The organism is Mesorhizobium sp. (assembly GCF_041661565.1).
Lineage (GTDB): Bacteria > Pseudomonadota > Alphaproteobacteria > Rhizobiales > Rhizobiaceae > Mesorhizobium.
The window spans coordinates 40,475-66,498 of the sequence record NZ_JBAZUD010000003.1 but is presented as its reverse complement, the minus strand read 5'-3'; the positions used below and the strand labels follow the sequence as shown (position 1 = coordinate 66,498).

At 64.2% G+C, this 26,024-nt stretch carries 19 protein-coding genes; 2 read left to right on the top strand and 17 right to left on the bottom strand.

The features are described 5' to 3' along the window. Positions 1–143 precede the first annotated feature (143 nt). From WC739_RS01290 to WC739_RS01250, 9 genes are all read right to left on the bottom strand, one after another. The gene (locus WC739_RS01290; protein ID WP_372951194.1) at positions 144–1,418 is read right to left on the bottom strand and encodes an RNA polymerase sigma factor; all 1,275 of its coding nucleotides are present in this window, start codon (positions 1,416–1,418) and stop codon (positions 144–146) included. Next, the gene (locus WC739_RS01285) at positions 1,415–1,789 is read right to left on the bottom strand and encodes a YciI family protein (RefSeq protein ID WP_372951193.1); all 375 of its coding nucleotides are present in this window, start codon (positions 1,787–1,789) and stop codon (positions 1,415–1,417) included. The genes WC739_RS01290 and WC739_RS01285 overlap by 4 nt, the downstream gene beginning before the upstream one ends. Before the next feature lie 103 nt (positions 1,790–1,892). After that, on the bottom strand, positions 1,893–2,984 hold the full coding sequence (locus tag WC739_RS01280; protein WP_372951192.1) for a DNA topoisomerase IB: 1,092 nt from the start codon (positions 2,982–2,984) through the stop codon (positions 1,893–1,895). A 254-nt stretch (positions 2,985–3,238) separates the two neighbouring features. Continuing rightward, positions 3,239–4,204, bottom strand: coding sequence for a glycosyltransferase family 2 protein (locus tag WC739_RS01275; protein WP_372951191.1), 966 nt, complete (start codon positions 4,202–4,204; stop codon positions 3,239–3,241). Then, entirely contained in the window at positions 4,120–5,058 is a 939-nt protein-coding gene (locus tag WC739_RS01270) for a glycosyltransferase family 2 protein (protein ID WP_372951190.1), read from the bottom strand. Before WC739_RS01270 ends, WC739_RS01275 begins: the two co-directional genes overlap by 85 nt. 146 nt (positions 5,059–5,204) lie before the next feature. Then, complete coding sequence (locus WC739_RS01265) at positions 5,205–6,089, bottom strand: transglutaminase N-terminal domain-containing protein (protein ID WP_372951189.1); 885 nt, start codon at positions 6,087–6,089, stop codon at positions 5,205–5,207. Positions 6,090–6,154: 65 nt separating this feature from the next. Continuing rightward, positions 6,155–8,566 (bottom strand): circularly permuted type 2 ATP-grasp protein, encoded by a 2,412-nt coding sequence (locus WC739_RS01260; RefSeq protein WP_372951188.1) that lies wholly within the window; start codon positions 8,564–8,566, stop codon positions 6,155–6,157. 6 nt (positions 8,567–8,572) lie between these two features. Continuing rightward, on the bottom strand, positions 8,573–11,932 hold the full coding sequence (locus WC739_RS01255; protein WP_372951187.1) for a DUF2126 domain-containing protein: 3,360 nt from the start codon (positions 11,930–11,932) through the stop codon (positions 8,573–8,575). 369 nt (positions 11,933–12,301) lie between these two features. Beyond that, the gene (locus WC739_RS01250) at positions 12,302–13,498 is read right to left on the bottom strand and encodes an acyl-CoA dehydrogenase (RefSeq protein ID WP_372951186.1); all 1,197 of its coding nucleotides are present in this window, start codon (positions 13,496–13,498) and stop codon (positions 12,302–12,304) included. A gap of 101 nt (positions 13,499–13,599) precedes the next feature. Here WC739_RS01250 and WC739_RS01245 point away from each other — a divergent pair, with 101 nt between their 5' ends. After that, the gene (locus tag WC739_RS01245; protein WP_372951185.1) at positions 13,600–14,511 is read left to right on the top strand and encodes a LysR family transcriptional regulator; all 912 of its coding nucleotides are present in this window, start codon (positions 13,600–13,602) and stop codon (positions 14,509–14,511) included. Here the strand turns inward: WC739_RS01245 and WC739_RS01240 are convergent, their stop codons facing one another. From WC739_RS01240 to WC739_RS01205, 8 genes are all read right to left on the bottom strand, one after another. Next, a complete protein-coding gene (locus WC739_RS01240) occupies positions 14,512–16,836 on the bottom strand; it encodes a Tex family protein (RefSeq protein ID WP_372951184.1) in 2,325 nt (774 codons plus the stop codon). It lies immediately after the preceding gene. 127 nt (positions 16,837–16,963) lie between these two features. After that, positions 16,964–18,145, bottom strand: a complete 1,182-nt coding sequence (locus WC739_RS01235; protein WP_372951183.1) for a serine hydrolase domain-containing protein — start codon at positions 18,143–18,145, stop codon at positions 16,964–16,966. Between the two features lie 33 nt (positions 18,146–18,178). Continuing rightward, positions 18,179–19,375 carry a serine hydrolase domain-containing protein gene (locus tag WC739_RS01230; protein WP_372951182.1) on the bottom strand — a complete coding sequence of 399 codons (1,197 nt, stop codon included), beginning with the start codon at positions 19,373–19,375 and terminating at the stop codon, positions 18,179–18,181. 69 nt (positions 19,376–19,444) lie between these two features. After that, on the bottom strand, positions 19,445–20,479 hold the full coding sequence (locus tag WC739_RS01225) for an extracellular solute-binding protein (RefSeq protein ID WP_372951181.1): 1,035 nt from the start codon (positions 20,477–20,479) through the stop codon (positions 19,445–19,447). Between the two features lie 23 nt (positions 20,480–20,502). Further along, positions 20,503–21,303, bottom strand: coding sequence for an ABC transporter permease (locus WC739_RS01220; protein WP_372951180.1), 801 nt, complete (start codon positions 21,301–21,303; stop codon positions 20,503–20,505). Next, positions 21,296–22,216, bottom strand: a complete 921-nt coding sequence (locus WC739_RS01215; protein ID WP_372951179.1) for an ABC transporter permease — start codon at positions 22,214–22,216, stop codon at positions 21,296–21,298. Before WC739_RS01215 ends, WC739_RS01220 begins: the two co-directional genes overlap by 8 nt. Next, positions 22,216–23,310, bottom strand: a complete 1,095-nt coding sequence (locus WC739_RS01210; protein ID WP_372951178.1) for an ABC transporter ATP-binding protein — start codon at positions 23,308–23,310, stop codon at positions 22,216–22,218. The genes WC739_RS01215 and WC739_RS01210 overlap by 1 nt, the downstream gene beginning before the upstream one ends. 141 nt (positions 23,311–23,451) lie before the next feature. Then, positions 23,452–25,125 (bottom strand): amidohydrolase, encoded by a 1,674-nt coding sequence (locus tag WC739_RS01205; RefSeq protein WP_372951177.1) that lies wholly within the window; start codon positions 25,123–25,125, stop codon positions 23,452–23,454. Between the two features lie 242 nt (positions 25,126–25,367). On the opposite strand from WC739_RS01205, the gene WC739_RS01200 reads away from it, so the two are divergent. Then, complete coding sequence (locus WC739_RS01200; protein ID WP_372951176.1) at positions 25,368–26,021, top strand: TetR/AcrR family transcriptional regulator; 654 nt, start codon at positions 25,368–25,370, stop codon at positions 26,019–26,021. The last annotated feature ends 3 nt before the right edge of the window (positions 26,022–26,024 follow it).

Genomic DNA, 26,024 nt, shown 5'->3' with positions numbered 1-26,024 from the left:
GCCCAGCGCCTCGCGCCATTTCGCCCGTGCCGAAGGCACCTCAGGCAAAGTCATGGCGTGGCATTACTCGTTTCAGGGGAAAATCGCCACCCCGGCATGGTCCAAGCCCGCATGGCACGATTGAGCCAGCGCGCAAACGGGGCTCAGCGGGCCTGACGCACAGGGTCGCGCACGGCGCCGTCCTTCATCAGCCGGTCGATATGCATGCGGATATGGGCCGCTTCCGCCGCCGTGTTGGCAAGCGCGATGGCACGGTCGAAGGCAATCCGGGCCTCCTCGCCGCGGTCGAGCTGCATCAACAGTCCGCCCTTGAGGCCGAAGAAGTGGAAATAGCCGGACAGCCGTTGTTCCAACGGCTCGATCATGGCAAGCGCCGCCAGCGGGCCGCGCACCTTGGAGACAGCGACCGCACGGTTGAGCGTTACCACGGGCGACGGCTGCATCTGTTCGAGCAAGCCATAGAGCAGGTCTATCTCCACCCAGTCCGTATCGTCGGCCTTTTCGGCCCGTGCATGCAGCGCGGCGATAGCCGCTTGCACCTGGTAGGGGCCGGGGCTGCGGTGGCGCAGGGCCTTGTCGACCAGCGCCAGCCCCTCCTCGATCATCTTGTGGCTCCAGAGGCCGCGATCCTGCTCGTCGAGCAGAACGATTTCGCCGTTTTCGTCGAATCGAGCCGGTGCGCGCGCATGCTGCAGAAGCAACAGCGCCGTCAGTCCCATGATCTCCGGTTCGGTCTGGAACAGCCGCAGCAACAGCCGGGCCAGCCTTATCGCCTCCTCGCACAGCGGCGCGCGGGCTGACGCCTCGCCACCGCTTGTCGAATAGCCCTCGTTGAAGATCAGGTAGACCATCGCCGCGACCGCCGCGAGCCGTTCCGAACGCTCGACGGCGCCCGGCGTTTCGAACGGCACCCCGCCCTCGGCGATGCGTGCCTTGGCGCGGGTAATGCGCTGTTCCATGGCGCTTTCGCCAACCAGGAAGGCGCGCGCGATCTGCTTGACGGTGAGGCCGGACACGATGCGCAGCGCCACTGCGATCTGCTGCGTCGCCGGCAGGTCGGGATGGCAGCAGATGAACAGCAGCCGCAGGATGTCGTCGCGGTAGTGCGCGCCGTCCAGACGCTCGGCGACATCGCTCTCGGCATCTTCCAGGTCGGAAATCTGGTCTTCCTCCGGCAGCGGCGCCTGCTTGGCGCGCTTGCGCACGGCATCGATGCCGCTGTTGCGACCGACAAGGATCAGCCAGGCCGCGGGGTCACGCGGCGGCCCGTTTTGCGGCCAGTTCTTCAAAGCCCTGAGGCAGGCATCCTGGAAGGCTTCTTCCGCGGTGTCGAGATCACGGAAATAGCGCAGCAGCGCACCCATCGCCCGCGGGCGGGCTGCGCTGATGGCCGAGCTGATCCAGGCGAGTTCGGTCATGCTTGGACCTTGCTCGGATTGAACACCGATACCGGCCGGATCTCATAGGACCCGCCGCTCGGGTTGACCTCGGAAAGCTCGCGGGCAAACTCGACAGCCTCGTCGAGAGCAGCGCATTCCAGCGTATAGAATCCCAGGAATTGCTCCTTGGTCTCGGCGAACGGCCCGTCGATGACGACAGCTTCGCCCTTGACCTTTCTCAGCGTCGTCGCCGCCGTCGTTGGCAACAGGCGAGCGACAGGACCGAGCCGCCCTGCCTGGGCATATTTGTCCTGCACGTCGAGGAGCTTTGCCATGACTTCGTCTTCCTGAGCCTTGCTCCAGGAACTGACGACATCTTCGGAGGCGTAGCAGAGGATGGCATAAAGCATCGGTGGTCCTTTTCTGTAGCAAAGGACGAAACAGTAGGACCGATCCCGACATGGCGTCGATAGAAATTCGACGGCCGTGGATTGACCGCCGCCAAATGCTTTTTCAGCTTTCGTGCATCTTCAACCAGCGCAGCACGAGGGCTTCCTCGTCGTCGAGACCGTCTATCGCACGCTTGCGCTTGTTGGCCTGCGCCATCTCGGCAAACAGCCGCCCCTCCGACCAGGCCTCGAAGACCTGGGGATGGATGTAGCATTTGCGGCAGACGGCGCGTGTGTTGCCCAGCCGTTCGGCCACCTTGTCGATGACCCCGTTCATCACCCGATTTTGCCTCGTCTGGCTTTCGGGCATTTCCGTCTGCGCAAACAGCGAAGCGGCGTGGATGGTGCCGCCCCAGGTGCGGAAGTGCTTGGAGCTGAAGCGGGGACCAGCGGCCTCCCTGATATATCGGTTGACGTCCTCGGAGCGGACGGGGCGCCTCCTGCCATCCTCGCCGAGATATTGGAAGAGCTTCTGGCCTGGCAGATCCTGCGCTCCCCGCACGATCCCGGCGATGCGGCGGTCGACCAGTTTCAGCCGCCATTCCTTGCCCGACTTGCCCTTGAAGGCAAAACGGAGGCTTGAGCCCGTGATATCGACATGGCGGTCGCGCAGGGTGGTCAGCCCGAAGCTCTTGTTGTCACGGGCGTAGGCGGCATTGCCGACCCGGATCATCGTGTTGTCGAGCAGCCAGACGATCGCGGCGACCACGCGCTCGAGCGGCAGGCCGTGTCGGCGCAGATCCGCGTCGATCCGGCGCCGCAACTCCGGCAGGACTTCTGCAAAGGCCACGAGGCTCGAATATTTCGCGCCGTCGCGCTCCTCGGCCCACTTGGTGTGATAACGATACTGCTTGCGCCCCCGTTGATCCCTGCCCGTCGCCTGGATGTGACCATCGGCATCTGGCGAAATCCAGACATCCGTCCAGGCCGGGGGAATGACAAGTGCCTCGATGCGCGCCCTGGTGATGTTCGATACCGGCCGCCCATCCGGCTTCCTGTAGGAGAATCCCTTGCCACTGCTGACCCGGCGGATACCAGGCTCGGCATCGCTGACATAGGTCAGCGCGGTGTCGAAGACAGCGCCTTGCTGGCGCCCCGATACGGGACCCTCCTGCGCGACCGGCCCTCCAATATGCGTCCCTGATTTGTCCAGCATGTCGGCTCCACCGAAATATCCGAAGATAAGCACCGGACAGGCTGCCGGTTCCGAAGAGCGTCTGAAATGCTATGTGTTGGTCAAGAAATGACCTTCGCTTGACGGTCGTTCAACGCGATCCAGCCATCAACAATCGGGTCAATATTGGCGATCAGGTCGGGCACCAGATGTGCATCGTAACGATGAAGACCGCGATCGTCCTCTGACGGGTCCAAAACAATCGTCCCCGACGCCAACGCCTTGGCTTCATGTGGCTAGTAATCATCCTGCAGTCGCCGCATTTTTCTCAGGTGACGGTGGGCGCCGAAATAGAGGCCGACGGACTTCGCCAACAGAGCCAGCCAGACGATGGGCATCGAACGTCTGGCGCAGGCCAGTTCCGATCCGGACAGTCCAATCCTGGCCAGCTTTCGGATCTGCCGGCGGTCCCTGAAAGTGGCGCGGGCAAGCCGAAAGGGTTTTGCTGCAGATGTCCCGATGTAATAAGCACCGCTGCGATAGCCGCGTCTGTATTGGTCAAGAAGCAAACCATGCAGTCGCGTTTCGTTGCGGTGGATCGTCCTCACTTCCGGCTCCCAGACCGGCTCGAGTTCCCGTGGCAGCCTTTTGAGAAATTCCGTGTCCTCGGCAACGCGCATCGACTCGTCGAACAGGCCGTATTCTTCAAACAGGCGGCGGTCGAAAGACACGCCGTAGCGCAGCGCCAGTTCCGCCGGAAGGCCGGGAAGCCGGCGCGCGAACAGGGCGAGATATGCGGCGCACGCAAACGCATTTCGAGGATGGCTGTTTGAAATGGCGCTGGAAACCGTGGCTGCCCCGGCCAGATGGCGACGAATTCGCGCTTCGGCCCAACCGGGGCAGGCAAGGCAGTCGTCCGCGAGGAAACCAACGAAGGGCGCCGTCGTGGCCGCGATCCCGATATTGCGCGCGGCGCCGACAAACACCTGCTGGGCGATTTCGATCACCGGCACATCGACGCCGGCATGCGAGAGAAGCGCTTTGGCATTTCCTCCGCCGGAGTTGACCACCAGCATCTCGAGAGGCACGCCCTGGGCTGAAAGCGATCTGACCGAACCGACGATGCTTGCCGGCGCGCGACAACCTATCACGACAACCGCCAGATGCGGCCTTGCTGTCACAAGGCACTTTGCAGGCGGATTGGCGGCCTTGAGAACCGGCGCCGCGAATTGATCTTGAGCCTGTAGCGCAGGCAGCGCCAAGCATCCGATCGCCGCTTCGGCGCGGCCGCGGCCACCTCCAGGAAGCGCGCCGCGACGTCCAGGTCGCCGCGCGCATAATGGACGCGGGCGATCTTGAGGGCGACGACGCCTTCCCTGGTCTTGAGGGCCGACATCGGGATGGTGCAATCGGTCAGCGTGCGCAAATGCCGGCGCCATTGCAGGAAGCGGCGCACCGGATCGATCATGAACCGGTCGTCGGACCGTTGCGGCGAAACCTCATAGACCATCACCGGCTGCTGGATCATGGCCAGCGATGCCTTGCTCATCAGCCGCGCCCAAAACAGCGTGTCCTCGTCATAAGCCAGCCCCACTGGAAACCGTGTTTCGCCGATCAGGCGCCGTGACGCCAGCACACTGCCGACGGCGACCGAGCGTATGTCGCCTTTCACATAGGCCGAAGCGTTTGCCAGGCACGCGGCCTGATAGCCGTTCGGCACCTTGATCTGCCGATCCTGGCCATTCACCCGGCGCCGATAGGCGCCGACGATCATGTCGGCTGTCGAGTGTTCCTCCGCGCGAGCCAACAGCGCACGCAATCCACCCGCCAGATGCAAATCGTCGGCATCGATCAGATACACCCAGGGATGGACCGCCTCAGCCAGTGCCACGTTGCGGGCGGCGCCGGCATCGCGGCAACTGACCGGCAGCACGCGCAGCGGCAGGGAAAGTCGCGCCGCGGCCTGCCGCGCCACATCGGCCGTGCCGTCGGTCGATGCATCATCGACCAGCAGAATCTCGCCGATGACTTTGGCTTCGCTGCCGAGCGAAGCCAACGTTGTTGCGATGGTTGTCGATGCGTTGTGGGCAGGAATGACGACGCTGACCGATTTCAATAAAAAAACTCCGCGCCGATGCGCATCTAGACTAAAACTACTGTTCCCGTCGCAGCGAATTCAGAATAGCTGCCACGCCGAGGTTTGAGAAGCATCTTATCAACTTAAATGGACCAAAGGATGACCGCCCGCGTCGCGGGCTGCCGTCAAGCCTTTTCGAGCTCAACGGGAATGACGTCGACAGCCTGCTCGCCGACTTGTCCGCCAGTGGTTTTCAGCACGCCGACGATCGGCGCCACGTCGGAATAATCGCGGCCATATCCCACGGTGATGTGGTCGTTGCTGGCCCGCATGCCGTTGGTCGGGTCGAATTCCTGCCAGCCGGCATCGCGGCCGCACCACACCTTGACCCAGGCATGCATGGCGTCGGCGCCTTCTAGCCTGGGCTTGCCCTTGGGCGGAATGGTGCGCAGGAAGCCGCTGACATAGCCCGCCGGAATGCCGAGCCCGCGCAGGCCCGAGATCATGATGTGGGAAAAATCCTGGCAAACGCCGCGCTTCAGCCTGAAGGCATCGCTGGCCTTGGTGCGCACCGTGGTCGCGTCGCCGTCATAGGTGAAATCGCTATGGATGCGATTGCACAGGTCCATGGCGATGGCCGTGGCGGAACCGCCGACGCTCTCCCTCGCATAGGCTGTTATCGCGTCATCGATGCCCGAATGGCTGCTGCCGGCCAGAAAATGGTGCGGCGAAGTCGGCGCCAGCGACCGCACGGACCCGAGTTCCCGTCGGAGCCGGTCAATGTCGGGCGACACGTCCAGCCCGGGCTCGGGCCGAGCCACCGACACGCGCGCGCTCATCCTGATGTCGAGTGCGTCATGCGCGTCGCGAAAGGCGATCGAGGTGACGTTGTTGCCGAAGAAGTCCAGAAAATCGGAACGTTCCGTGGGGGCCGGAGCGAACGAGAGCGAAGCCGCGATCACGCGCTGCACGCCTGCAATCGTCGATGGCAGCACATGGACCTGATGACGGCTTCCGCCGGCCGCCGCGGCGTAGTCGTAGTGCAGATGAAGCCTGATATCGTAGAGCATGCGCTACTTTTCTGGTTTGGCGCAGGTTCGTCTCGCATGACCGTGCGACACTCAGCGAACCCTGTTTACCCGAAATAGGCCTTGGCGAGACTGTTGTAGAGGCTGCCTATTTCGGTCGCGAGAGCGTCCAGCGCCTTTGGCGTCATGTCCGAAGGCTCCTTTATGGCGATCTGTGTGTTGAGCTGCAGGATCGCCTTGGCCGCCGGCGACATGTGCCCCTGCCCGCCCAGCGCCGGCAGCAGACCGATCTCGGCCTTCAGCCTTTCCAGCTGGAACAGGATGGAGCGCGGATTGAGCGGATCGAGCGCCAGGAGATCGATCACCGTGCGCCGGCCGGTCTGCACTGGATACTGCCGGCGGTGGGTCATCACGCTGTCGCCGATCTCCAGCATCATGTCTAGGGCGCCGTCCGGCGCATTGGCGCTGGTCAGCCGGGACAGCGTGCGCGCGATCTGGATGCCGCGCTCCAGGCGGCGGCCGATCTCGAGGAAGCGCCAGCCGGCGAAACGATACATATTCTCGTGCAGCAGGCCGGAAAAACCGGCGAGCTTGCGCAAAATCACCGTCATCGCCCTGGTGGCGTCGTCGCCAGGCGCCACCGTCGTCGCGAACTGGTGGATGGTCTTGGACAGGTCCTTGAGCGCCAGCCAGCCATCCGGGGAGAAGCGGTCGCGGATCTGGCCGGCGCTGTAGACCGCGCTGTCCAGCGTACCGATCAACGCCGATGGGATCGCCGTCTCGACGTCGATGCCGAAGGGTTCGAGATAATCCCTGACATCGGCCAGCAGCGGCATGTCGGGATCGGAGGTTTCGGCCAGCCGCACATGATAGGCGCGCAGGATGCGCACGGTATCTTCGGAGCGTTCGATATAGCGGCCGAGCCAGGTCAGGTTCTCCGCCGCGCGACTGGGCAGGCTGCCGGGCCTCGTGCGGGTGAAGCTGTCGCTCTCTTGCGGCAGCAGCGTCTCGCGCTCGACCGGCCTCTCGCTGACCACCCAGACATCGGCCGCCTGGCCGCCGCGCTGCATGGCGATCGCCGTCGGGTCGAGCGACAGGCCGACGCGGGCAAAACCGCCCGGCATCACCGTCCAGCCCTCCGGCGTGCGGGCCAGATAGACCCGCAGGCTGGCCGGCCGCGGCTCCAGCCAACCGTCGACATAGACCGGCGTCGTCGACAGCGTCACCGCTTCCTGGCCGACGAAGTCGCCCCCATCGCGCTCGATGCGCGCCACCAGCTCTGCCCGCTCCCCGTCCGTCAGCGCCGAGCCGAGTTTCGTCTGCTCGTCGTCCTCGAAGGCCAGGCGCGTCGACAGCGCCGGCCCGATCACCATGCGCTCGATATTGGCCAGCACATGCGCGCGCTCCGTCGCCTGGCCGCACCACCAGGTCGCCACGCTTGGCAAGAGAAGCTCCTCGCCGCGCAAGGCGCGCGAAATCTTGGGCAGGAAGGCGAGCAGCGCGCGCGTCTCCATCAAGCCGGATCCCAGTGCATTGACGGTTGAAACCGCGCCATGACGGATCGCCTCGACCAGCCCGGGGGTGCCGATCTGCGAATCCGGGCGCAGTTCGAGCGGATCGGCGAACGCCGCGTCGAGGCGCCGCCACAGCACGCTGATCGGCGTCAGGCCTGAAACCGTGCGCACCATCAGCCTGCCATCGGATACCGTAAGGTCCTCGCCTTCCAGGAGCATGATGCCCAGGTAGCGGGCGATATAGGCGTGTTCGTAGTAGGTTTCGTTGAGCGGCCCCGGCGTCAGGATGGCGACGCGGCCGTCGCCCTCCCTCGCCATGCCGATCAGCGCGTCGCGAAAGCGGCGGAAGAAGCCGGCCAGGCGGTGCACATGCATCTCGCCATAGATATCCGACAGCGCCCGCGTCGTGGCGACGCGGTTCTCCAGGGCAAAGCCGGCGCCCGACGGCGCCTGGGTGCGGTCGCCGAGCACCCACCACTCCCCGTTCGGCCCCCGGCCGAGCTCAAAGGCGCAGAAATGCAGGAAATGGCCTTCGGCCGGCCTGATGCCGACCATCGGCCGCAAATATTCGGGACTGGCGGCGATCAACCCGGCCGGCAGAATGCCTTTCTCGACCAGCTGGTTCGGTCCGTAGATATCGGCGATGGTCTCTTCGAACAGCTCGGCGCGCTGGATGAGACCGGCGCTGATTGCCTGCCATTCCCCGTCTTCGATGAGCAGCGGCACATGCGCCAGCGGCCATTCGCGCTCATTGGTGCCGGCCTTGTCATAGACACGGTAGTAAACGCCGGCATCGCGCAGATACTGGTCGGCGCGGGCGAAGCGCTGAGCGAGCTTTTCAGGCCCGACTTCGTCGAGCGCCTCGATGAAATCTTTCCAGACCGGGCGGGGATTGCCCGATGCATCGACCATCTCGTCGACGACGCCTTCGATCGGCTGGTAATGCTCCAGCAGGGCGTGGATACGCGGATTGCCGCGTATCCTTTTGTGATTCCCCTTTGCCATCGCTGATCAGACTCTTGCCGGCCGTCGAAGGTCAAGGGTCATCGGGAAATCTTCCGCCGGCTGCTCCTCGCGCAACACGTAGGCAGACGGCGTGTGGCCGCGCGGTTCGAAGCGGGCGAGCCGCCGTGCCTCCGCCTCATTGCCGTTGACCGGGAAGGTATCGTAGTTGCGCCCGCCGGGATGGGCGACGTGATAGACGCAGCCGCCCACCGCCCGGCCCGACCAGCGGTCATGAATGTCGAACACCAGCGGCGTGTTGACCGGCAGCGCCGGATGCAGGCCCGACGCCGGCTGCCAGGCCTTGAAACGAACGCCCGCCACGGCGACTTCGCGATTGTCCGTCACCTTCATCGGCACGATGCGGCCGTTGCAGAGGATGGCATGGCGCTCCGGGTTGAGACCTTCGGTTCTCACCTGCAGCCGCTCCACGGAGGAATCCACGAAGCGCACCGTGCCGCCGATCGCGCCCTGCTCGCCCATGACATGCCACGGTTCCAGCGCCTGCCGCAGTTCCAGCTTGATGCCGGCATGCTGGACCTCGCCGCAGAACGGGAAGCGGAATTCGAGCTGGGCGTCGAACCATTCGGGCCGGAACTCGAAGCCGTTCAGGTTTAGGTCGTCGAGCACATCGAGAAAATCCGCCCAGACATAGTGCGGCAGCATGAAACGGTCGTGCAGCGAGGTGCCCCAGCGCACGAAACGACCGTCGAGCGGGTTCTTCCACGCACGGGCAATGATCGCCCTGACAAGCAATTGCTGCGCCAGCGACATGCGCGCGTTGGGCGGCATCTCGAAGCCCCGGAACTCGACAAGGCCGAGCCGGCCGGTCGGGCCATCCGGCGAGAACAGCTTGTCGATGCAGATCTCCGAGCGGTGCGTGTTGCCGGTGACGTCGGTCAGCAGGTTGCGGAACAGCCTGTCGACCAGCCACGGCAAGGGCGCACCGCCCTTGTCCGGATGCGGCACCTGCGCCATGGCGATTTCGAGTTCGTAGAGCGAATCGTGGCGCGCCTCGTCGAAGCGCGGCGCTTGGCTGGTCGGGCCGATGAACAGGCCAGAAAACAGGTAGGATAGCGACGGATGCCGCTGCCATTGCAGCACCAGGCTCTTCAAAAGATCGGGCCGGCGCAGGAACGGACTGTCATTGGGCGTCGCGCCGCCGACGACAACATGGTTGCCGCCGCCGGTGCCGGTATGGCGGCCGTCGATCATGAACTTGTCGGCGCCGAGGCGCGTCAGACGAGCTTCTTCGTAGATCGCCGTCGTCGTCGCCACGCAGTCCTGCCAGTTGAAGGCCGGATGGATGTTGACCTCGATGACACCCGGATCGGGCGCGACGCGGATGACGTTGAGGCGCGGGTCATGCGGCGGGCCATAGCCCTCTATATGCACCGGCAGCCCGATCGCCCTTGCCGCATTCTCGGCGGCGGCCACGAGTTCGAGGTAATCCTCGAGGGCCTCGACCGGCGGCATGAACACGCAGAGCCTTCCGTCGCGCGGCTCGACCGAAAGCGCGGTACGCACCGCGCCGCCGATCTCCGTGATCTCCTGTTCGACCCGGTCCTGCTGGCCGCTGGCGGCCGTGAACGAGGCCGGCTGCTGGCGGCGCGCCATTTCGTCGGCGCCTTCGAGTTCGGCAGGGGCGGAGGAGGACAGCATGGCTTCCCGCGCAGGCAGCGCGCCACGCGGCACCGACGGATCGACGGGAACGATGTAGGGGAACTGCGCCGGCGGCACATAGGGCAACGTCCCCAGCGGCAGGCGATAGCCGACAGGCGAATCGCCCGGCACCAGGAACAGCCGCCCGCGCCGCGTCTTCCATCTCTCCGAACGCCAGCGCGGCCCCGACGCCTGGCTGTTCCAGCGCTGCACAGGCAACACATAGCCGGACGGTTTGGTCAGGCCGCGTTCGAACACGCGTGTCATGCGGCTCCGCTCTTCGGGATCCTCCAGCTTTGAGTTGGACGGATCGACATTCTCCGGCAGCTTGCCTTCCTTGAGCAGCCATTCGGCTGGGTCCTCATAGGCTTCGCTGACCATGGCCTTGTCGATGCCGAGCTCGCCGGCAATCGCGGCCAGCAGGCTTTCGGCCTGTTCGGGGCCGACATCCGCCGAACTGTTCTCCAGCGCGATCAGCGAAGGGTCGCTCCACACCGGCTCGCCATCGGCGCGCCAGTAAAGCGAGAACGTCCAGCGCGGCAGGCTTTCGCCCGGATACCATTTCCCCTGGCCATAGTGCAGGAAGCCGCCGGGAGCGAAGCGTTCGCGCAGCCTGCGGATCAGCGCATCGGCCTTTTCGCGCTTCGTCGGGCCGACGGCCGCGGTATTCCACTCGGCCGACTCGAAATCGTCGATCGAAACGAAGGTCGGTTCGCCGCCCATCGTCAGCCGCACGTCACCGGCGACAAGCGCGGCGTCGACCTTTTTGCCCAGCGCATCCAGAGCGCTCCAGCTTTCATCCGAGAACGGCTTGGTGATGCGCGGATGCTCGGCGATGCGGTCGACCCGCATCTCGAAGCCGAATTCCACATTGGCGAAGCTCGCCATGCCGGAAATCGGGGCCGCGTTGCGGAAATGCGGCGTGGCGGCGAGCGGCACGTGGCTTTCGCCGGTGAGCAGGCCGGAGGTCGGGTCGAAGCCGATCCAGCCGGCCCCGGGCAGATAGACCTCGCACCAGGCATGCAGGTCGGTGAAGTCGACAGCGGTTCCCGGCGGCCCATCGAGCGCGACCAAATCCGGCTTGAGCTGGATCAGATAGCCGGAGACGAAGCGTGCGGCGATGCCGAGATTGCGCAGGATCTGCACCAGCAGCCAGCTCGAATCCCGGCACGATCCCTTGGCCGCCGCCAGCGTTTCCTCCGGCGAGTAGACGCCGGTCTCCATGCGCACGATATAGGCGATCTCGCGCTGCAGCCTGGCATTGAGATCGACGAGGAAATTGACGGTGTTCTTCGCACTGGTGTCGACGGTGCTAAGGAAGGCGGCAAGCAGCGGACCAGCCGGTTCCGGCGTGCGGTAGATGGTGAGATCATCGCGGATCTCTTCCGGGTACTCGAACGGGAAGGTTTCGGCCGACGGCTCGACGAAGAAGTCGAACGGATTGTAGACCGTCATGTCGGCGACGAGGTCGACCTCGATCTTCAGTTCCGTCACCGGCTCCGAAAACACGAAGCGGGCGAGGAAGTTGCCGTAGGGATCCTGCTGCAGATTGACGAAATGGTTTGCCGGCTCGACCTTGAGCGAATGGCTGAGCACCTTGGTGCGCGAATGCGGCGCCGGCTGCAGCCTGATGATCTGCGGCCCGAGCACCACCGGCCGGTCATATTTGTAATGGGTCAGATGATAGACGGCTGCCAGAATTGCCATGGGGCCCCGGAATCCAGCGTTTCAAACGAACTCGCCGGACCCTGACACAAATAGCAGCCGTTCTCCAAGCAGAGATGTTGCGCTGCACGCAATCGGACGGCTTGTTTTGATGCGCCGGGCCTTTCCGACCGAGGAGGCCGACCCCCACTCCGTCTCGGCTTCGCCGAGCCACCTCTCCCCCTATCGACGGGGTAGAGGAAGGGCGCGAACTGATTCCAGCCAGCTCCCTTCCTCTCCCTCCGGAAGGGGGAGAGGGGGCGCCGCGAAGCGGCGACGGAGTGGGGGAAGGCGGTCCTCTTACCCGCGGTATTTGTTAGGGCAGTCAGCAACCCTTCAGGCGCGCCCTGGCCTGCGTCCCGCTGCCCCGGCTCAGAAAAACGCCTGGATACCCGTCTGCGCCCGTCCCAGGATCAGCGCGTGCACGTCATGCGTGCCCTCATAGGTGTTGACGGTCTCCAAATTCTGCGCGTGGCGCATGACGTGGTAGCCGATCTGGATGCCGTTGCCGCCATGCATGTCACGCGCCTGGCGGGCGATGTCGAGCGCCTTGCCGCAATTGTTGCGCTTGACGATCGAGATCATTTCCGGCGCCATCTTGCCTTCGTCCATCAGCCTGCCCACCCGCAGGGAGGCCTGCAGCGCCAAGGCAATCTCGGTCTGCATATCGGCGAGCTTCTTCTGGAAAAGCTGCGTGCCGGCCAGCGGCTTGCCGAACTGCTTGCGGTCGAGGCCATACTGGCGGGCGCGATGCCAGCAGTCTTCCGCGGCACCCATCGATCCCCAGGAAATGCCGTAGCGGGCCCGGTTGAGGCAACCGAACGGCCCGCCCAGCCCCTTGGCGTTGGGCAGCAGCGCGTCCTCGCCGACCTCCACGCCTTCCATCACGATTTCGCCGGTGATCGACGCCCGCAATGACAGCTTGCCGCCGATCTTGGGCGCCGAAAGGCCCTTCATGCCCTTTTCCAGCACGAAACCGCGGATCTCGTCCTTGCCGCTTTCGCCCTTCAATTTCGCCCAGACGACGAAGACATCGGCGATCGGCGCGTTGGAGATCCACATCTTCGAGCCCGAGAGCTTGTAGCCATTGGCGGTCTTCTCGGCGCGTGTCTTCATGCCGCCAGGATCGGAGCCCGCATCCGGCTCGGTGAGACCGAAACAGCCGATCCACTCGCCCGACGCCAGCTTCGGCAGGAATTTCTTGCGCTGTTCTTCCGAGCCATAGGCATTGATCGGATACATGACCAGCGACGACTGCACTGACATCATCGAGCGATAGCCTGAATCGACGCGCTCAACCTCGCGCGCAACCAGCCCGTAGGTGACATAGTTCGCGCCGAGCCCGCCATATTCCTCGGGGATGGTGATGCCGAGCAGGCCCGCCTCGCCCATCTCGCGAAAGATGCCGGCGTCGGTCTTTTCATTGAGGTAGGCGTCCTCGATCCGGGGAGCCAGTTTGTCGGCGGCAAAGGCGGCCGCGCCGTCACGCACCATACGCTCGTCCTGCGAAAGCTGGTCCTCGATCAGGAACGGATCTTCCCAGACGAATGCATTCTTGTCGGCGGCCATGGCTTCTCGGTCCTCATCGGGTGAAGCCTGGTATATCGGCCCGGGACCTGCAGAAATCAATCGAAATTGCTTCACCGATCAATGAGCGTTAGGAATGGATCATGAGTGTCCAGCGCCGTCTTCTGCCCAATATCAGCGCCCTTGCGTCCTTCGAGGCGGTCGCCCGCCTCGGCAGTTTCACCGCCGCCGCCCAGGAACTGGACTTGACGCAGGGAGCCGTCAGCCGGCAGATCAAATTGCTTGAGGATCAGTTCGGCCGCCGGCTGTTCGACCGCGACAGCCGCAACGTCAGGCTGTCGCCGCAGGGTGAAATCTATGCCGAAGCGGTGCGTTCGGCGCTTGGGCAGTTGCGCGACGCGGCCCTTGGATTGATGAGCAACCGGCATACCGGCTTCCTGAACCTGGCAATTCTTCCCACTTTCGGCACGCGCTGGCTGATGCCGATGATCCCCGATTTCGTCGAAACCAACCCGGACATCACCATCAATTTCGTTACCCGCGTCGGCCGCTTCGACTTCGCTCGCGAACGCCTGGATGCCGCCATTCACTACGGATTGCCGGACTGGCCGGATGCCGACTCGACGCTGCTGGTGCGCGAAACGGTGGCGCCGGTCGTGTCGCCCGGCTTCCTCGCCGGGCGTGCGCTCGCCACGCCGGCCGACATCGGACGCCTGCCGCTGCTGCACATGGCGACCCGGCCCGGCGCCTGGACCGAGTGGTTCGAACACCAGGGCCTGAGCGCGCCGACAGGGCCGGGCATGCAGTTCGAACAGTTCGGCACCGCCGCCCAGGCCTGCATGGCGGGCCTCGGCGTCGCCTTGCTGCCGTTGATCCTTATCGCGGGCGAATTGCAGCGGTGCCAGCTGGTGCCGGCGCCCGGCGAGCCGATGCAGAGCCGCAGCGCGTACTATCTCGTCGTCCCGCACGACAAGCGCGGCCATCCGCCGGTCGCCAGTTTTCGCGACTGGCTTTTGGGGCAGCTAGACAAGGAGCCGGCTGTTCTGGCGTGGTAGCTACTTGCGCTTCAGCGCATCGGCCAGCGCCGCGCCGAACGCGCCTTGCTGCGCTGGCCGCTCCGGCTGGCGCTGCGGTGCAGGCGAACGCGGCGCCGGCCTGCCGCCGTCCTTGTCGCGCGGCCCGCCTTTCGGTGCGCCACCCTCGCCACCATCCTTGCGCATCGACAGCGCGATGCGCTTGCGCTTGATGTCGACATCGACGACCCGAACCTTGACCACGTCGCCAGCCTTGACCACCTCATGCGCGTCCTTGATGAAACGGTCGGCCAGTTGCGAGACATGCACCAGCCCGTCCTGGTGCACGCCGATATCGACGAAGGCGCCGAAGGCGGCGACGTTGGTCACCGTGCCTTCCAGCTGCATGCCGGGTTTCAAATCCTTGATGTCGTCGATGCCGTCGGCGAAAGTTGCGGTCTTGAAGCCCGGACGCGGATCGCGGCCCGGCTTTTCCAGCTCCGCCAGGATATCGCGCACCGTCGGCAGGCCGAAGCGCTCGTCGACGAAGACGCGCGGGTCGAGCGCCTTCAGCGCCGTACTGTCGCCCATCAATGAGCGGACATCGCGCCCGCAGGCGGCGACGATCTTCTTGGCCACGCCATAGGCTTCCGGATGCACCGACGATGCATCGAGCGGCTCGCTGCCATTGGCGATGCGCAGGAAGCCGGCGGATTGTTCGAACGCGCGCGGTCCAAGCCGCGGCACCTTGAGCAAATCCTTCCGGCTGGCGAAGGGCCCGGTCGCATCGCGATGCGCGACGATGGCATCGGCGAGCGACGCCCCCAGGCCGGACACGCGTGCCAGCAGCGGCGCCGAAGCTGTGTTGAGATCGACGCCGACGGCGTTGACCGCATCCTCGACCACCGCTTCCAGCGAGCGGCCGAGCCGGTACTGGTCGACATCGTGCTGGTACTGGCCAACGCCGATCGACTTCGGCTCGATCTTGACCAGTTCGGCCAGCGGATCCTGCAGCCGCCGCGCGATCGACACGGCACCGCGCAGCGACACGTCCAGATTTGGGAATTCCGCCGCCGCTATCGCCGATGCCGAGTAGACCGAGGCGCCCGCCTCGCTGACGATCACCTTGAGCGGCTTCGGCCCGCCATCCGCCGGCATGTCGGCCAGCATGTCCGCAACCAGTTTCTCCGTCTCCCGGCTGCCGGTGCCGTTGCCGATCGAAATCAGCTCGACCTTGTGCAGACGGATAAGCTTGGCGAGTTCGGCCTGCGTGCCGCGCACATCGTTTCGTGGCGGGAATGGATAGACCGTCGTCGTCGCCAGCACCTTGCCGGTGCCGTCCACCACGGCCACCTTGACGCCGGTGCGGATGCCGGGGTCGAGCCCCATCGTGGCCCGCGAGCCGGCGGGTGCTGCAAGCAGCAAATCCTTGAGATTGCGGGCAAAGACGTGGATCGCCTCTTCCTCGGCCCGCTCGCGCAGGTCGCGCATCAGATCGAGCGTCAGGTGCAGCGACAGCTTGATCCGCCAGGTCCAGCCGGCGACCTCCATCAGCCAGCGATCGCCCGGCAGGCTGCCGCCGATGGCATAGGCATTGGCGATCATCCGCTCGACCGGCTTCACCGGCGAAGTGTCACCGGCATCGACCTCGATATCGAGCGCAAGCACGTCCTCGTTGCGGCCGCGCAGCATGGCCAGCGCGCGATGGCTTGGAACGGTCGCCCAGCGCTCGACATGGTCGAAATAGTCGGAGAACTTCGCGCCGGCCTCCTGCTTGCCGTCGACCACCCTGGCACGCATGAAGGCGCGTTCCTTCATGTAGGACCGCAATTTGCCGACCAGCTCGGCATTCTCCGCGAATTGTTCCGACAGGATATCGCGTGCGCCCTCGAGCGCCGCCTTGGCGTCGGTCACCTCGTCGGTGACATAGGCCAGCGCCAGCTCGGCGGGCACCAATGCGCGGTTCGCAAGGATCGCTTCGGCCAGTGGTCCCAGCCCTCGCTCCCTGGCGATCTCGGCCTTGGTGCGCCGTTTCGGCTTGTAAGGCAGATAGATGTCTTCCAGCTCCGCCTTGGTGGTGGCGGCGATGATCTTGCCTTCGAGCTCCACGGTCAGCTTGCCCTGTTCGCGGATGGAGCCAAGGATGGTGTCGCGGCGCGCGTCAAGTTCGCGCAGATAGGCAAGGCGCTCGGAAAGCAGCCGCAACTGCGTGTCGTCCAGCCCCCCGGTCACTTCCTTGCGATAGCGTGCCACGAACGGCACGGTCGCGCCCTCGTCGAGCAGTCCGATCGCCGCGGCCGCCTGTTCGGGCCGCGCGGCGATCTCGGCCGCGATGATGGCCGCGATGCGCTTGATGTCGGATGCCATGTTTGTCCTGTCGCTGTCCAAGGAGCGGCGACCATAGGCGTGGATGACAGCCCCGCCAACCGTCGTGTTTTCATCGACGGACGAGGTCCACAGGAAAGCGTGAAGCCTATTTGGGGGCCCGGGAGGTTCAGACCATCCGGCTCAGCGCCTCGAAAAAGGCGACGATCTCGATATCCAAGGGGTCGTCGACCGGCTCCGGCTGCGACGACATCTTTGCGATCACGACTTCGCTCCTGGGATCGACATAGAGCCATTGGCCATGGATGCCGATCCCGCAATAGGCGCCGTTCTCGAAGCCCGTCTGGTACCATTTGTTGCGATAGCGGCCCTTGGGGAACAGCGACACCATCGAGCCGCGTTGCCAGGCTTGCGAACTGCCACCGGTGGCGGTCGTGTCGCGCACCCAGGCTTCGGGCACGATCCGCCGGCCATTGGCCATGCCGCCCTGCCGCATCATCTCGCCGACGCGCGCCAGATCGCGCGGCGTCACCGAAAGGCCGCCGGCGGTGCGAGCCGTGCCTTCCATGTCGACGCCGATCGAGGCCTCGCTGGCAGCGCCGAGAGGCAGCCACAGCTTCTCGCGCATCAGGTCGGTGAAGCGCTGGCCCGACGCCCGCTCCAGGAGCAGGCCAAGCAGGTCAGAATTGGGCGAGCGATAACGGAAAGTCTGGCCGTGCGGCTCGTCGAGACCCTGCAGCGTCAGGATGAATTGGCGCAGGCTTTCGGTGCCGCCGCCAGGGTTCCACAGCGTCGCGCGGCGATAGCGGGCAAAGGCGCTTTCGGGATCGAGATAGGCTTCCTCGAAATCCAGGCTGACGCTCATGTCGAGGACATGGCGCACCTTGGCGTCGCCATAGGCTGAACCGGCGGCCTCCGGTATGTAGGTCGTCACCGGCGCTTCCGGATCGAACGCCCCCTCGCCCTCCAGAATGCCGGCGATGATGGCGGTCAGCGACTTGCTGATCGAAAAGATGATGTGGCGGGCGCCGAAATCCATATGCGGGGCGAACCAGTCTCCGACGATGCTGCCGCCTTTCATGATGGTCAGCGCATCGGTGCTCGAGCGGACGAGAAATTCCGCCACCGTCTCGGGCGCGCTTGCGACGGTGACCTTGTCGCCGAGCAGGCCCCCCAGATCGCGCATCGGCGTCTCGACGCTGCTTGGCGCGGCTGCAATGCGCGCGGTCGGCACCAGTTCGCCGAGATTCTGGAACGACCAGCGGTTGAAGGGATTTTCACGCCAGTTGGCGAGCAGCACCTCGTTGCGGCGGAAGCCGTATCGGGTTTCGAACGCGGTCTTGCCGGTCATGGCGATTCCTTCCAGGTTTTTTTCTGTCGAGGCTCAGCCCAGCGCGGCCGCGATGGCATGCACCGCCTTCAGCGTCGCCACGGAATAGGCGACATTGCTGAAATCGGGATAGGTCGAAAGCTTCACCACCACCATTCTCGTGTTCCAGTCGATATGGATCAACTGCCCGAACACGCCTCGGCACATCAGGGCGCGCGAGTTGGGATTCTCGATCCAGAACTGATTGTGGTAGCTGCCTTCGGGCAGGCTGGGCGAAAAATCCCGACCATGCCTGCCGTTGCGCGTCGCCTCGATCCAGCCGGCCGGCACGATGCCGCGGCCATTGTCGAGGATCAGCTGGCCGAAGCGGCCATAGTCGCGCAGCGTTGCGTTGAAGCCGCCATCGGCAAGCGCGTAGCCAGCGCTATCGACGGTGAAGCAGGCGCTCTCCTCGGCGCCGAGCTGTTGCCAAAGTTCCTCGGAGACCAGTTGCGCCAGGCGCTTGCCCGTCACCCGCTCCATGATGAAGGCGAGAACATCCGTCTCGATCGAGCGGTATTCAAAGGCCGCGCCGTGCGGCCGGGTCGTATCCTTGAGACCCAGGATCAGTTCGTACATATGCGCCGGCCAGCGGAACGCCGGATCGCTGCCTGGCGGAACCGGCTTCCAGCCGGTGGCGACATCGACCTGGCCGATGTCGGAATAAGGGTCTGTATATTCTTCCGAGAACCGCACGCCGGTTGTCATGTCGAGCACATGCTGGACACTGGCGCCGGCCCAGCCCGTGGCGCCGAGCTCCGGCAGATAGTCGGTCACCGGCCTGGCCGGATCGATCAGGCCGCGCCCTGCCAATATCCCGAACACCGAGCCGGTGACCGACTTGGCCATCGACTGCGACAGATGCAGCGTGCGCTCGCCCATGCCGTTGAAATAGCGCTCATGGACGATCTTGCCGTCCTTGAGCACAAGGAAACCGTCCGTATAGGTCTCATCGAGCAGCCCGGCGAGTGTCGTCGGCGCCCCCTTGCTGTCCTCCACGACCAAGCCATCGAGATCCGCCTCGGCGCGTTCGAAACGGTGGCGGTGGCCGTTGCCGCGCCAGACTTCGGCGGTCGGCAGAATTTCGCGGATGTGCTGAAACGCCCAGCGGTTCCAGGGCGGCCGATCCCAGTCGAGCTTCGGCGGCACCATGGCGGGCGGCGAGCCCTGCATGATCGGCGGCCGCGCGTCGCCGTTGCGGTAGGAGTCCATGAAAGCCGACCTCGGGTGAACATGAAAACAGGCCCGGCGGCGCGTGCCGCCGGGCCTGTCGCATTGCAATTACTTCTGCAGTTCGGTCCAGATCTTTGTGTAGATCTCCTGCACTTCCGGCGAACACAGCTTCTGCAGTTCGCCAAGGCCCTTGACATCGGCCGGGATGATCACTTCCGGTGCGTCCTTCATGTCGGCAGGCATGTATTTGTCGGACCCCGCGATGCCGTTGGCGTAGCGGTGGAAGGCCGAGAGGCCGGCGGCGTTTTCCGGATCCATGATGAAGTTCTGGAACAGCTTGGCGTTCTCGACATTCTTGGCTTCCTTCAGAACGACGACGTTGTCGCTCCACAGGCCGAAGCCTTCCTTCGGATAGTTATAGTGGATAGCCGGGTGGGCCAGGCGCTGGCGCAGTGCGGACCCGTTCCAGTCGCTGGTCGCCTTGAAGTCGCCGGCGCCCATCTTCTCGATGGTGTTGTACTCCATCGCGATCCAGTTCGGCTTGGCGGCGACGAGCAAGTCGCGCACCTTCTTCAGTGTCTCCTTGTCGCTGGCGCATTGCTGGGCGCCGACATATTTCGTCGCGGCGAGCATCACGTCGTTCATTTCGGGAACGACATTGACCTTGCCCTTCAACTCGTCCGGCGTGTTGAAGATGATCCCCCAGGTGTTCGCGGGGCCCTTGTAGACATCGGTGTTGACGACGATGCCGACCGTGCCCCAGGCCCACGGAACCGAATATTTGCGGCCTGGGTCGAAGTCGGGATTGGCCCATTCGGGCGCCACGTTCTTGAAATTCTCCATCTTGCTCGGATCCGTTTCCAGAACCAGGCCTTCCTTGATCCAGATCGGCACGAAGGTCTGCGACGGAACGGCGATGTCGAAGCCGGTACCGCCCTGGCGCACCTTGGCGAGCGCGGTGTCGTTCGAATCGTAGTCGGTGATGGTGACCTTGACGTTGTACTTCGCCTCGAACTTCTTGATCACGTCGGGGCTGGTATAATTGCCCCAATTGTAGATGTTCAGCACGCCGTCGGCGCGGGCAAGGCTTGTCGAGGCAAGCAGCGCCAACCCCATGGCGGTCGCCATTGTCTTCCAGTTCATGGTCTTAACTCCCATTTGTCGGTTCAGTCTCGTTTCCTGCTGATGAAGAAAAACAACGTGACGATCGCGACCGAAAGCAGCAGGAAGGCGGTCGATATCGCGTTGATCTCGGGTGTTATGCCGCGGCGAATCTGGCCCAGCATGTAGGTTGGCAGCGTATCCTGGCCACCGGATTTGACGAATTCGGTGATGACGACATCGTCGAGCGAGATGACGAACGCCAGCATCAGTCCGGCGAGGATGCCGGGCCACAGCAATGGCAGCGTGATGCGGCGGAAGGTTTGCCACGGCGTCGCGTAGAGGTCGGCCGCGGCGCGCTCCAGCGTCAGGTCCATGTTCTCCAGCCGAGCCCGGATCGGCAGGTAGGCGAACGGAATGCAGAACGCGGTGTGCGCGGCAATGAGGTAGCCGAGGCCGGAATAGCCGGTGAAGATCTTGATGCGCGAGAAGAAGATCAGCAGCGCCACGCCGGTGACGATCTCCGGCACCATCAAGGGCTGGTTGATCGCCGCGTATTGGAAGGTGAGGCCGCGATAGGGCGCCGTTCGCGTTGTGGCCAGCGCGGCCATCGTGGCGAAGATGCTGGCCAGGATCGCCGCGATGGCGCCGATCTGGAAGGATCGCAAGGTGGCGTCGATCACCTCTGTATTCTGCCAGGCCGAGCGGAACCATTTGAGGGAAAGGCCGCCCCATTCCGAGGTCGAGTTGGCCGCATTGAACGCGTAGATCACAAGGACGATGATCGGCAAATAGAGCACGACGAAGCAGGTCGCCGCGACGGCGGTGAAGCCGGGCTGGTGCTTGATCGAGAAGTTCCTAGCCATGACGCACCCCCGAATTGCCGGCGTTGCGCACATAGGCAAGCAGCGCCACCATGACGATGATCATCACCGAGATCGACAGCGCCGAGCCGAGCGGCCAGTTGCGGCCCTGCCCGAACTGCAATTCGATCAGGTTGGACAGCATCAGATTCTTGCCGCCGCCAAGCACGCTCGGCGTCACATAGGCGCCGAGCGCCGGGATGAAGACAAGGATCGAGCCGGCGATGACGCCGGGCCTGACCAGCGGGAAGATAATCCGCCGCAACACCTGGAAGCGCGTCGCGTAGAGGTCGTATCCGGCCTCGACCAGCCGGAAATCGAGCTTTTCCATGCTGGCGTAGATCGGCAGCACCATCAGCGGCAGGTAGACATAGGCCATGCCCAGAAGGATCGCAGTGTCGGTATAGAGGATCTGGATGGGCGCCGAGATGAGGCCGAGCTTGAGCAGAAGGGTGTTGATAATGCCCTCGTTGCGGATGATCTGCAGCACGGCGAAGGTGCGGATCAGGAGGTTCGTCCAGAACGGGATGGTGATCAGGAACAGCCAGAGATCGCGGGTCTTTTCGCTGCGCGTCGCCATGAAATAGGCGGTTGGGAAACCCAGCGCCAAAGTTGCGATTGTGGTGATGATCGCGAGCTTGATCGAGCGCCAGAAGATGGTGACGTGGGCGGCGGCGATCGAAAGCGTATCGTCGAAGATGTCGCGTTCGAGGAAAACCGATGTCCATGCGTCAAGGGAAAACTGCCACTTCACGTCGCCATAGGCGCCGGGCGTCAGGAACGAGTAGACCAGCACGATCAGCAACGGGCCGGTGGCGGCCAGGAAAATGACCAGCAGCGCCGGCGCCGACAAAAGCCAGCGGCCCCGGATATCGCGCCGTTCCGCTGCCTTGGCGACTTCTTCCGCGGTTGCCATCAGTCCCTCAGCACTTGCGCGGCATCATTGCCGATCATAATGCCGACCTTGTCGCCGCGCTCGAAACCGCAGCCCGCGCTGCGCGTGTTCTGCTGGCGCACGGTGAAAGCCTCGCCGCTGTCGAGCCGCACATGGATATGCGTGTCGGTGCCGAAATAGACGATGTTGTCGACCGTTCCGGACAGTTCGCCCTTGTCCTTGGTCAGCTTGGCATGCTCGGGCCTCACCACCACGGTGGCGTTGTCCTTCGGCTGGAAGCCCTCGGCAACGGTTGCCTCGATGGTCGCGCCGGATTTGAGTGTCGCGCGCGCCTTGCCATTGCCGACACCCGATATGGCGGCGGTGAGAAAATTGGTTTCGCCGATGAAGTCGGCGACGAAGCGCTCCGCCGGCTTGTCGTAGATGTCCCAGGGCGAGCCGACCTGCAGGATCTTTCCTGCCGACATCACCGCGATGCGATCCGACATCGTCAGCGCTTCCTCCTGGTCATGGGTGACGAAGATGAAGGTGATGCCGGTCTCGTGCTGCAGTCGTTTCAATTCGATCTGCATGTCCTTGCGCAGCTTGAAGTCGAGAGCCGAGAGCGGTTCATCGAGCAACAGCACCTTGGGCTGGGGCGCCAGCGCCCGCGCCAGCGCCACGCGCTGCTGCTGGCCGCCGGAAATCTGGCTGGTGCGGCGGCCGGCAAGGGCCTCCATCTTGACCAGCTTCAGCATCTCGGCGACGCGCGCCTTGATCTCCGCCTTCGGCTTGCCCAGCATTTCCAGGCCAAAGCCGATATTGTCGGCCACCGTCATGTGCGGGAAGAGCGCATAGGACTGGAACACGGTGTTGACCGGCCGCTTGAACGGCGGCAGCGGCGCGATGTCCTGGCCGTAGAGCAGGATCTCGCCATGGGTCGGAAAGTCGAAGCCGGCGATCAGGCGCAGCAACGTCGTCTTGCCGCAGCCGGATGGGCCGAGCAGCGTGAAGAATTCGTTCTCGCGGATGGATACGGACACCGTGTCGAGGGCGGCGACCTGCCCCTCACCTGACCCAAAAATCTTGCTTACGTCGACAACTTCAATCGCATTCCGACCCGGTTTATCCGGCACGATTACGCCTCACTGTTGACCCCGCTCTTGCTGGCGGAGCTTGTCCCCTGTTGGATGTGAACACAAGGCCGGTAGGTTGGCAAGTCCGGCATTGAATCACAGTTCAATTGGCAATTTCGGCCTGCAAGCCTCATGCCACGATCAGGCTTGGTAGGTAATCTTGCCGCCACAGATTGTCGTCGCCGGCCGTATCTTGTGCAGCGCCTCCGGCGCCGTCGCCTCGATATCGGCCGACAGAACCACCAGATCGGCCATGTAGCCGGGCTTCAGGGCGCCCTTTCGATGCTCGGCGAATTCGGCGTAGGCGCCCTCGACCGTATAGGCGGCAAGCGCTTCATGCAGCGTGAAACTCTGATCGGGATCGCTTTGTGCCCACGGTTTGCGCATCACTGCCGCCTGAATGCCCAGGATCGGGTCGATCGGCGACACCGGCCAGTCCGACGCGAAGACGACATGCGCGCCGGCATCCTTCAGGGTGCGCCAGGCATAACTCAGCGGCCAGCGCGACGGCCCGATGCGCGACACCGTCGGCTCCAGCGGAAATCCCATGGCGCCGGGCGGATGTGGGGGCTGCATCGAGGCAATGACGCCGAGTTGCGCGAAGCGCGGGACGTCATCGGCGGTGACGACTTCGATATGTTCGACCCGATGCCGGCTGTCCCGCTTGCCGTTCGCCTTCTGCGCGGCCTCGTAGCCGTCCAGCACGGCGCGCACCGCACCGTCGCCGATCGAATGCACGGCGATCTGCAGGCCACGCTTGTCCACCGCGACGGCCAGGTCGATGAACTGCCGCGGCGTGAACAAGGGCTCGCCAACCCAGTCCGGACGATCGGCATAGGGTTCGACCATGACCGCCGTCCAGGAATCGAGCACGCCGTCATAGAACACCTTGACCATGCCCGATGACAGCCATTCGCCGGTATAGCGCTCGGCCATGACGGACGCCTTGTCGAGCATGTCGAGCGTCATGAAATTCTTGTAGTGGAACGGAACCTGGACACGGCAGGGCAAGCCTTCCTCGGCGTCGATCTCGGCCAGCAGTTCGAGTTGGTAGAGATTGCCGTCCATGTTCTGGATCGAGGTGATGCCGTGGCGCGCGCACCAGGCAAGCCCGCGCCGCATGATGTCGCGGTCGGCGGCGCGCTCTTGCGCCGACGGCATCGGATCCGGCTCACCGCCGGTCGCCAGCCCCAGCCGCACCCGGCTTTCGCCGGCAAGGTCCAGCACCGGGCCAAAGGCCTCGCCCTCGCGCAGTTCGCCCGCGGCCAGGCCATCGTCTCCCATGACGATCTCGTTGCCCGGTCCGAGCGCGCGGCCGTGCAGGATGCCGGCCATTTCGAGCGCCCTGGTGTTGGCCCACATCGTGTGATGGTCCGGAGCGGCCATGACGAAAGGCCGGTCCGGCAGGATCGCGTCCAGATGGTGGCGCGTCACCCGCTCGTCGCCGAGCACGGTGTAGTCGACGCCTTGGCCGACCAGCATCTTCGCATCCGGCCGCGTCGGCGCGTACTCACGTATCGCGGTCCGCAGCGCCTCGAAGCCGTGCACGCCGGCCAGTTGCAGATGGGCAAGCTCGGCCGCGCCGGAGAACAGATGCATGTGGGCTTCGATGAAACCGGGCAGGACCGAACCGCCCCTGGCGTCGATCACCTGCGTGGCCGGCCCCTTGAGCCCTTCGATCGCGGCGCAGCTGCCGATGGCAACGATGGCGCCGTCCTTGACGGCAATCGCTTCGGCGGCGGGATTGCCAGCGTCCATGGTCAGCACACGACCATTGACGACGATCAGATCCGCATCGTGACCGGTGGCAGACATCGCGACTCCGCGCTTTTGACGACTGACTGAGACCGACACTCCAGCGCTCAACGAAAAACGCCACGGAACAGGAAAAGATGCCGGTTCGCCGACCTCGAAATTCCCCTTGTTATCCCTGGGGCCAGCGTGGATAAAGAATGCGACTGATTATTCGCGTTTGTCAACATCCGGGATTTGGCATGTATTGTGGACAACACCCCACGCCTGTGTTGAGACCGGACGGGGAACGAGGACATCGGGCAGTGAAGCGCAGTCTCGACCGCAAGACCAGGATAGCGCTCGAACCGCGCAAGCAGCCACGGCAACAACGGTCGAGCAAGGTGGTCGACCGGATCCTCGACGCGGCGCTGATGTTGACCCGGGAGCAAGGAACCAGAACGCCCACAACGCTCGCCATCGCGCAACGCGCGGGCCTGTCGGTCGGTTCGGTCTACCAGTACTATCCCAACAAGGAAGCCATTCTTCTGGACCTTGCGCGGCGGTGGTTGTCATCGTTTCCCGAGGTGATCGCAAAGCGCGTCAAGGTCGCCCCGCCCACCAACCGCGAAGAGTTTCGCCGCGAGGTGCGCAGGCTCTTCATCGACACGTCCAGGCTCTATCTCGAGAACGCCACCCTGATGCCGGTGATCGAGGCCATTTCAGGCAATGCCGACCTCAGGCCGATCCAGAACGAATATGACGACCAGATCATCGCCCTCTACGCCGCATGGCTGCGGCATGTGAACCCGGCCCTTGAGGACAAGGTCGCCAGCCGGCTCGGCGTGGTGATGATGGAGGTCGGCCATGTCTGCCGGCTTGTCGGACTGAAAAAGGATCGCAAGACCTTCGACCTGATCGAGGACGACGTGGAAACCATGTGGCTCGCCCTGGTGAGTCCCTATCTCAACCTTGACTGATTT

Bases quoted from the DNA above. Each gene is read 5' to 3' on its own strand.
- WC739_RS01290 (WP_372951194.1), bottom strand. From the start codon at position 1,418: ATGACCGAACTCGCCTGGATCAGCTCGGCCATCAGCGCAGCCCGCCCG.
- WC739_RS01285 (WP_372951193.1), bottom strand. From the start codon at position 1,789: ATGCTTTATGCCATCCTCTGCTACGCCTCCGAAGATGTCGTCAGTTCC.
- WC739_RS01280 (WP_372951192.1), bottom strand. From the start codon at position 2,984: ATGCTGGACAAATCAGGGACGCATATTGGAGGGCCGGTCGCGCAGGAG.
- WC739_RS01265 (WP_372951189.1), bottom strand. From the start codon at position 6,089: ATGCTCTACGATATCAGGCTTCATCTGCACTACGACTACGCCGCGGCG.
- WC739_RS01260 (WP_372951188.1), bottom strand. From the start codon at position 8,566: ATGGCAAAGGGGAATCACAAAAGGATACGCGGCAATCCGCGTATCCAC.
- WC739_RS01255 (WP_372951187.1), bottom strand. From the start codon at position 11,932: ATGGCAATTCTGGCAGCCGTCTATCATCTGACCCATTACAAATATGAC.
- WC739_RS01250 (WP_372951186.1), bottom strand. From the start codon at position 13,498: ATGGCCGCCGACAAGAATGCATTCGTCTGGGAAGATCCGTTCCTGATC.
- WC739_RS01245 (WP_372951185.1), top strand. From the start codon at position 13,600: ATGAGTGTCCAGCGCCGTCTTCTGCCCAATATCAGCGCCCTTGCGTCC.
- WC739_RS01240 (WP_372951184.1), bottom strand. From the start codon at position 16,836: ATGGCATCCGACATCAAGCGCATCGCGGCCATCATCGCGGCCGAGATC.
- WC739_RS01235 (WP_372951183.1), bottom strand. From the start codon at position 18,145: ATGACCGGCAAGACCGCGTTCGAAACCCGATACGGCTTCCGCCGCAAC.
- WC739_RS01230 (WP_372951182.1), bottom strand. From the start codon at position 19,375: ATGGACTCCTACCGCAACGGCGACGCGCGGCCGCCGATCATGCAGGGC.
- WC739_RS01225 (WP_372951181.1), bottom strand. From the start codon at position 20,479: ATGAACTGGAAGACAATGGCGACCGCCATGGGGTTGGCGCTGCTTGCC.
- WC739_RS01220 (WP_372951180.1), bottom strand. From the start codon at position 21,303: ATGGCTAGGAACTTCTCGATCAAGCACCAGCCCGGCTTCACCGCCGTC.
- WC739_RS01215 (WP_372951179.1), bottom strand. From the start codon at position 22,216: ATGGCAACCGCGGAAGAAGTCGCCAAGGCAGCGGAACGGCGCGATATC.
- WC739_RS01205 (WP_372951177.1), bottom strand. From the start codon at position 25,125: ATGTCTGCCACCGGTCACGATGCGGATCTGATCGTCGTCAATGGTCGT.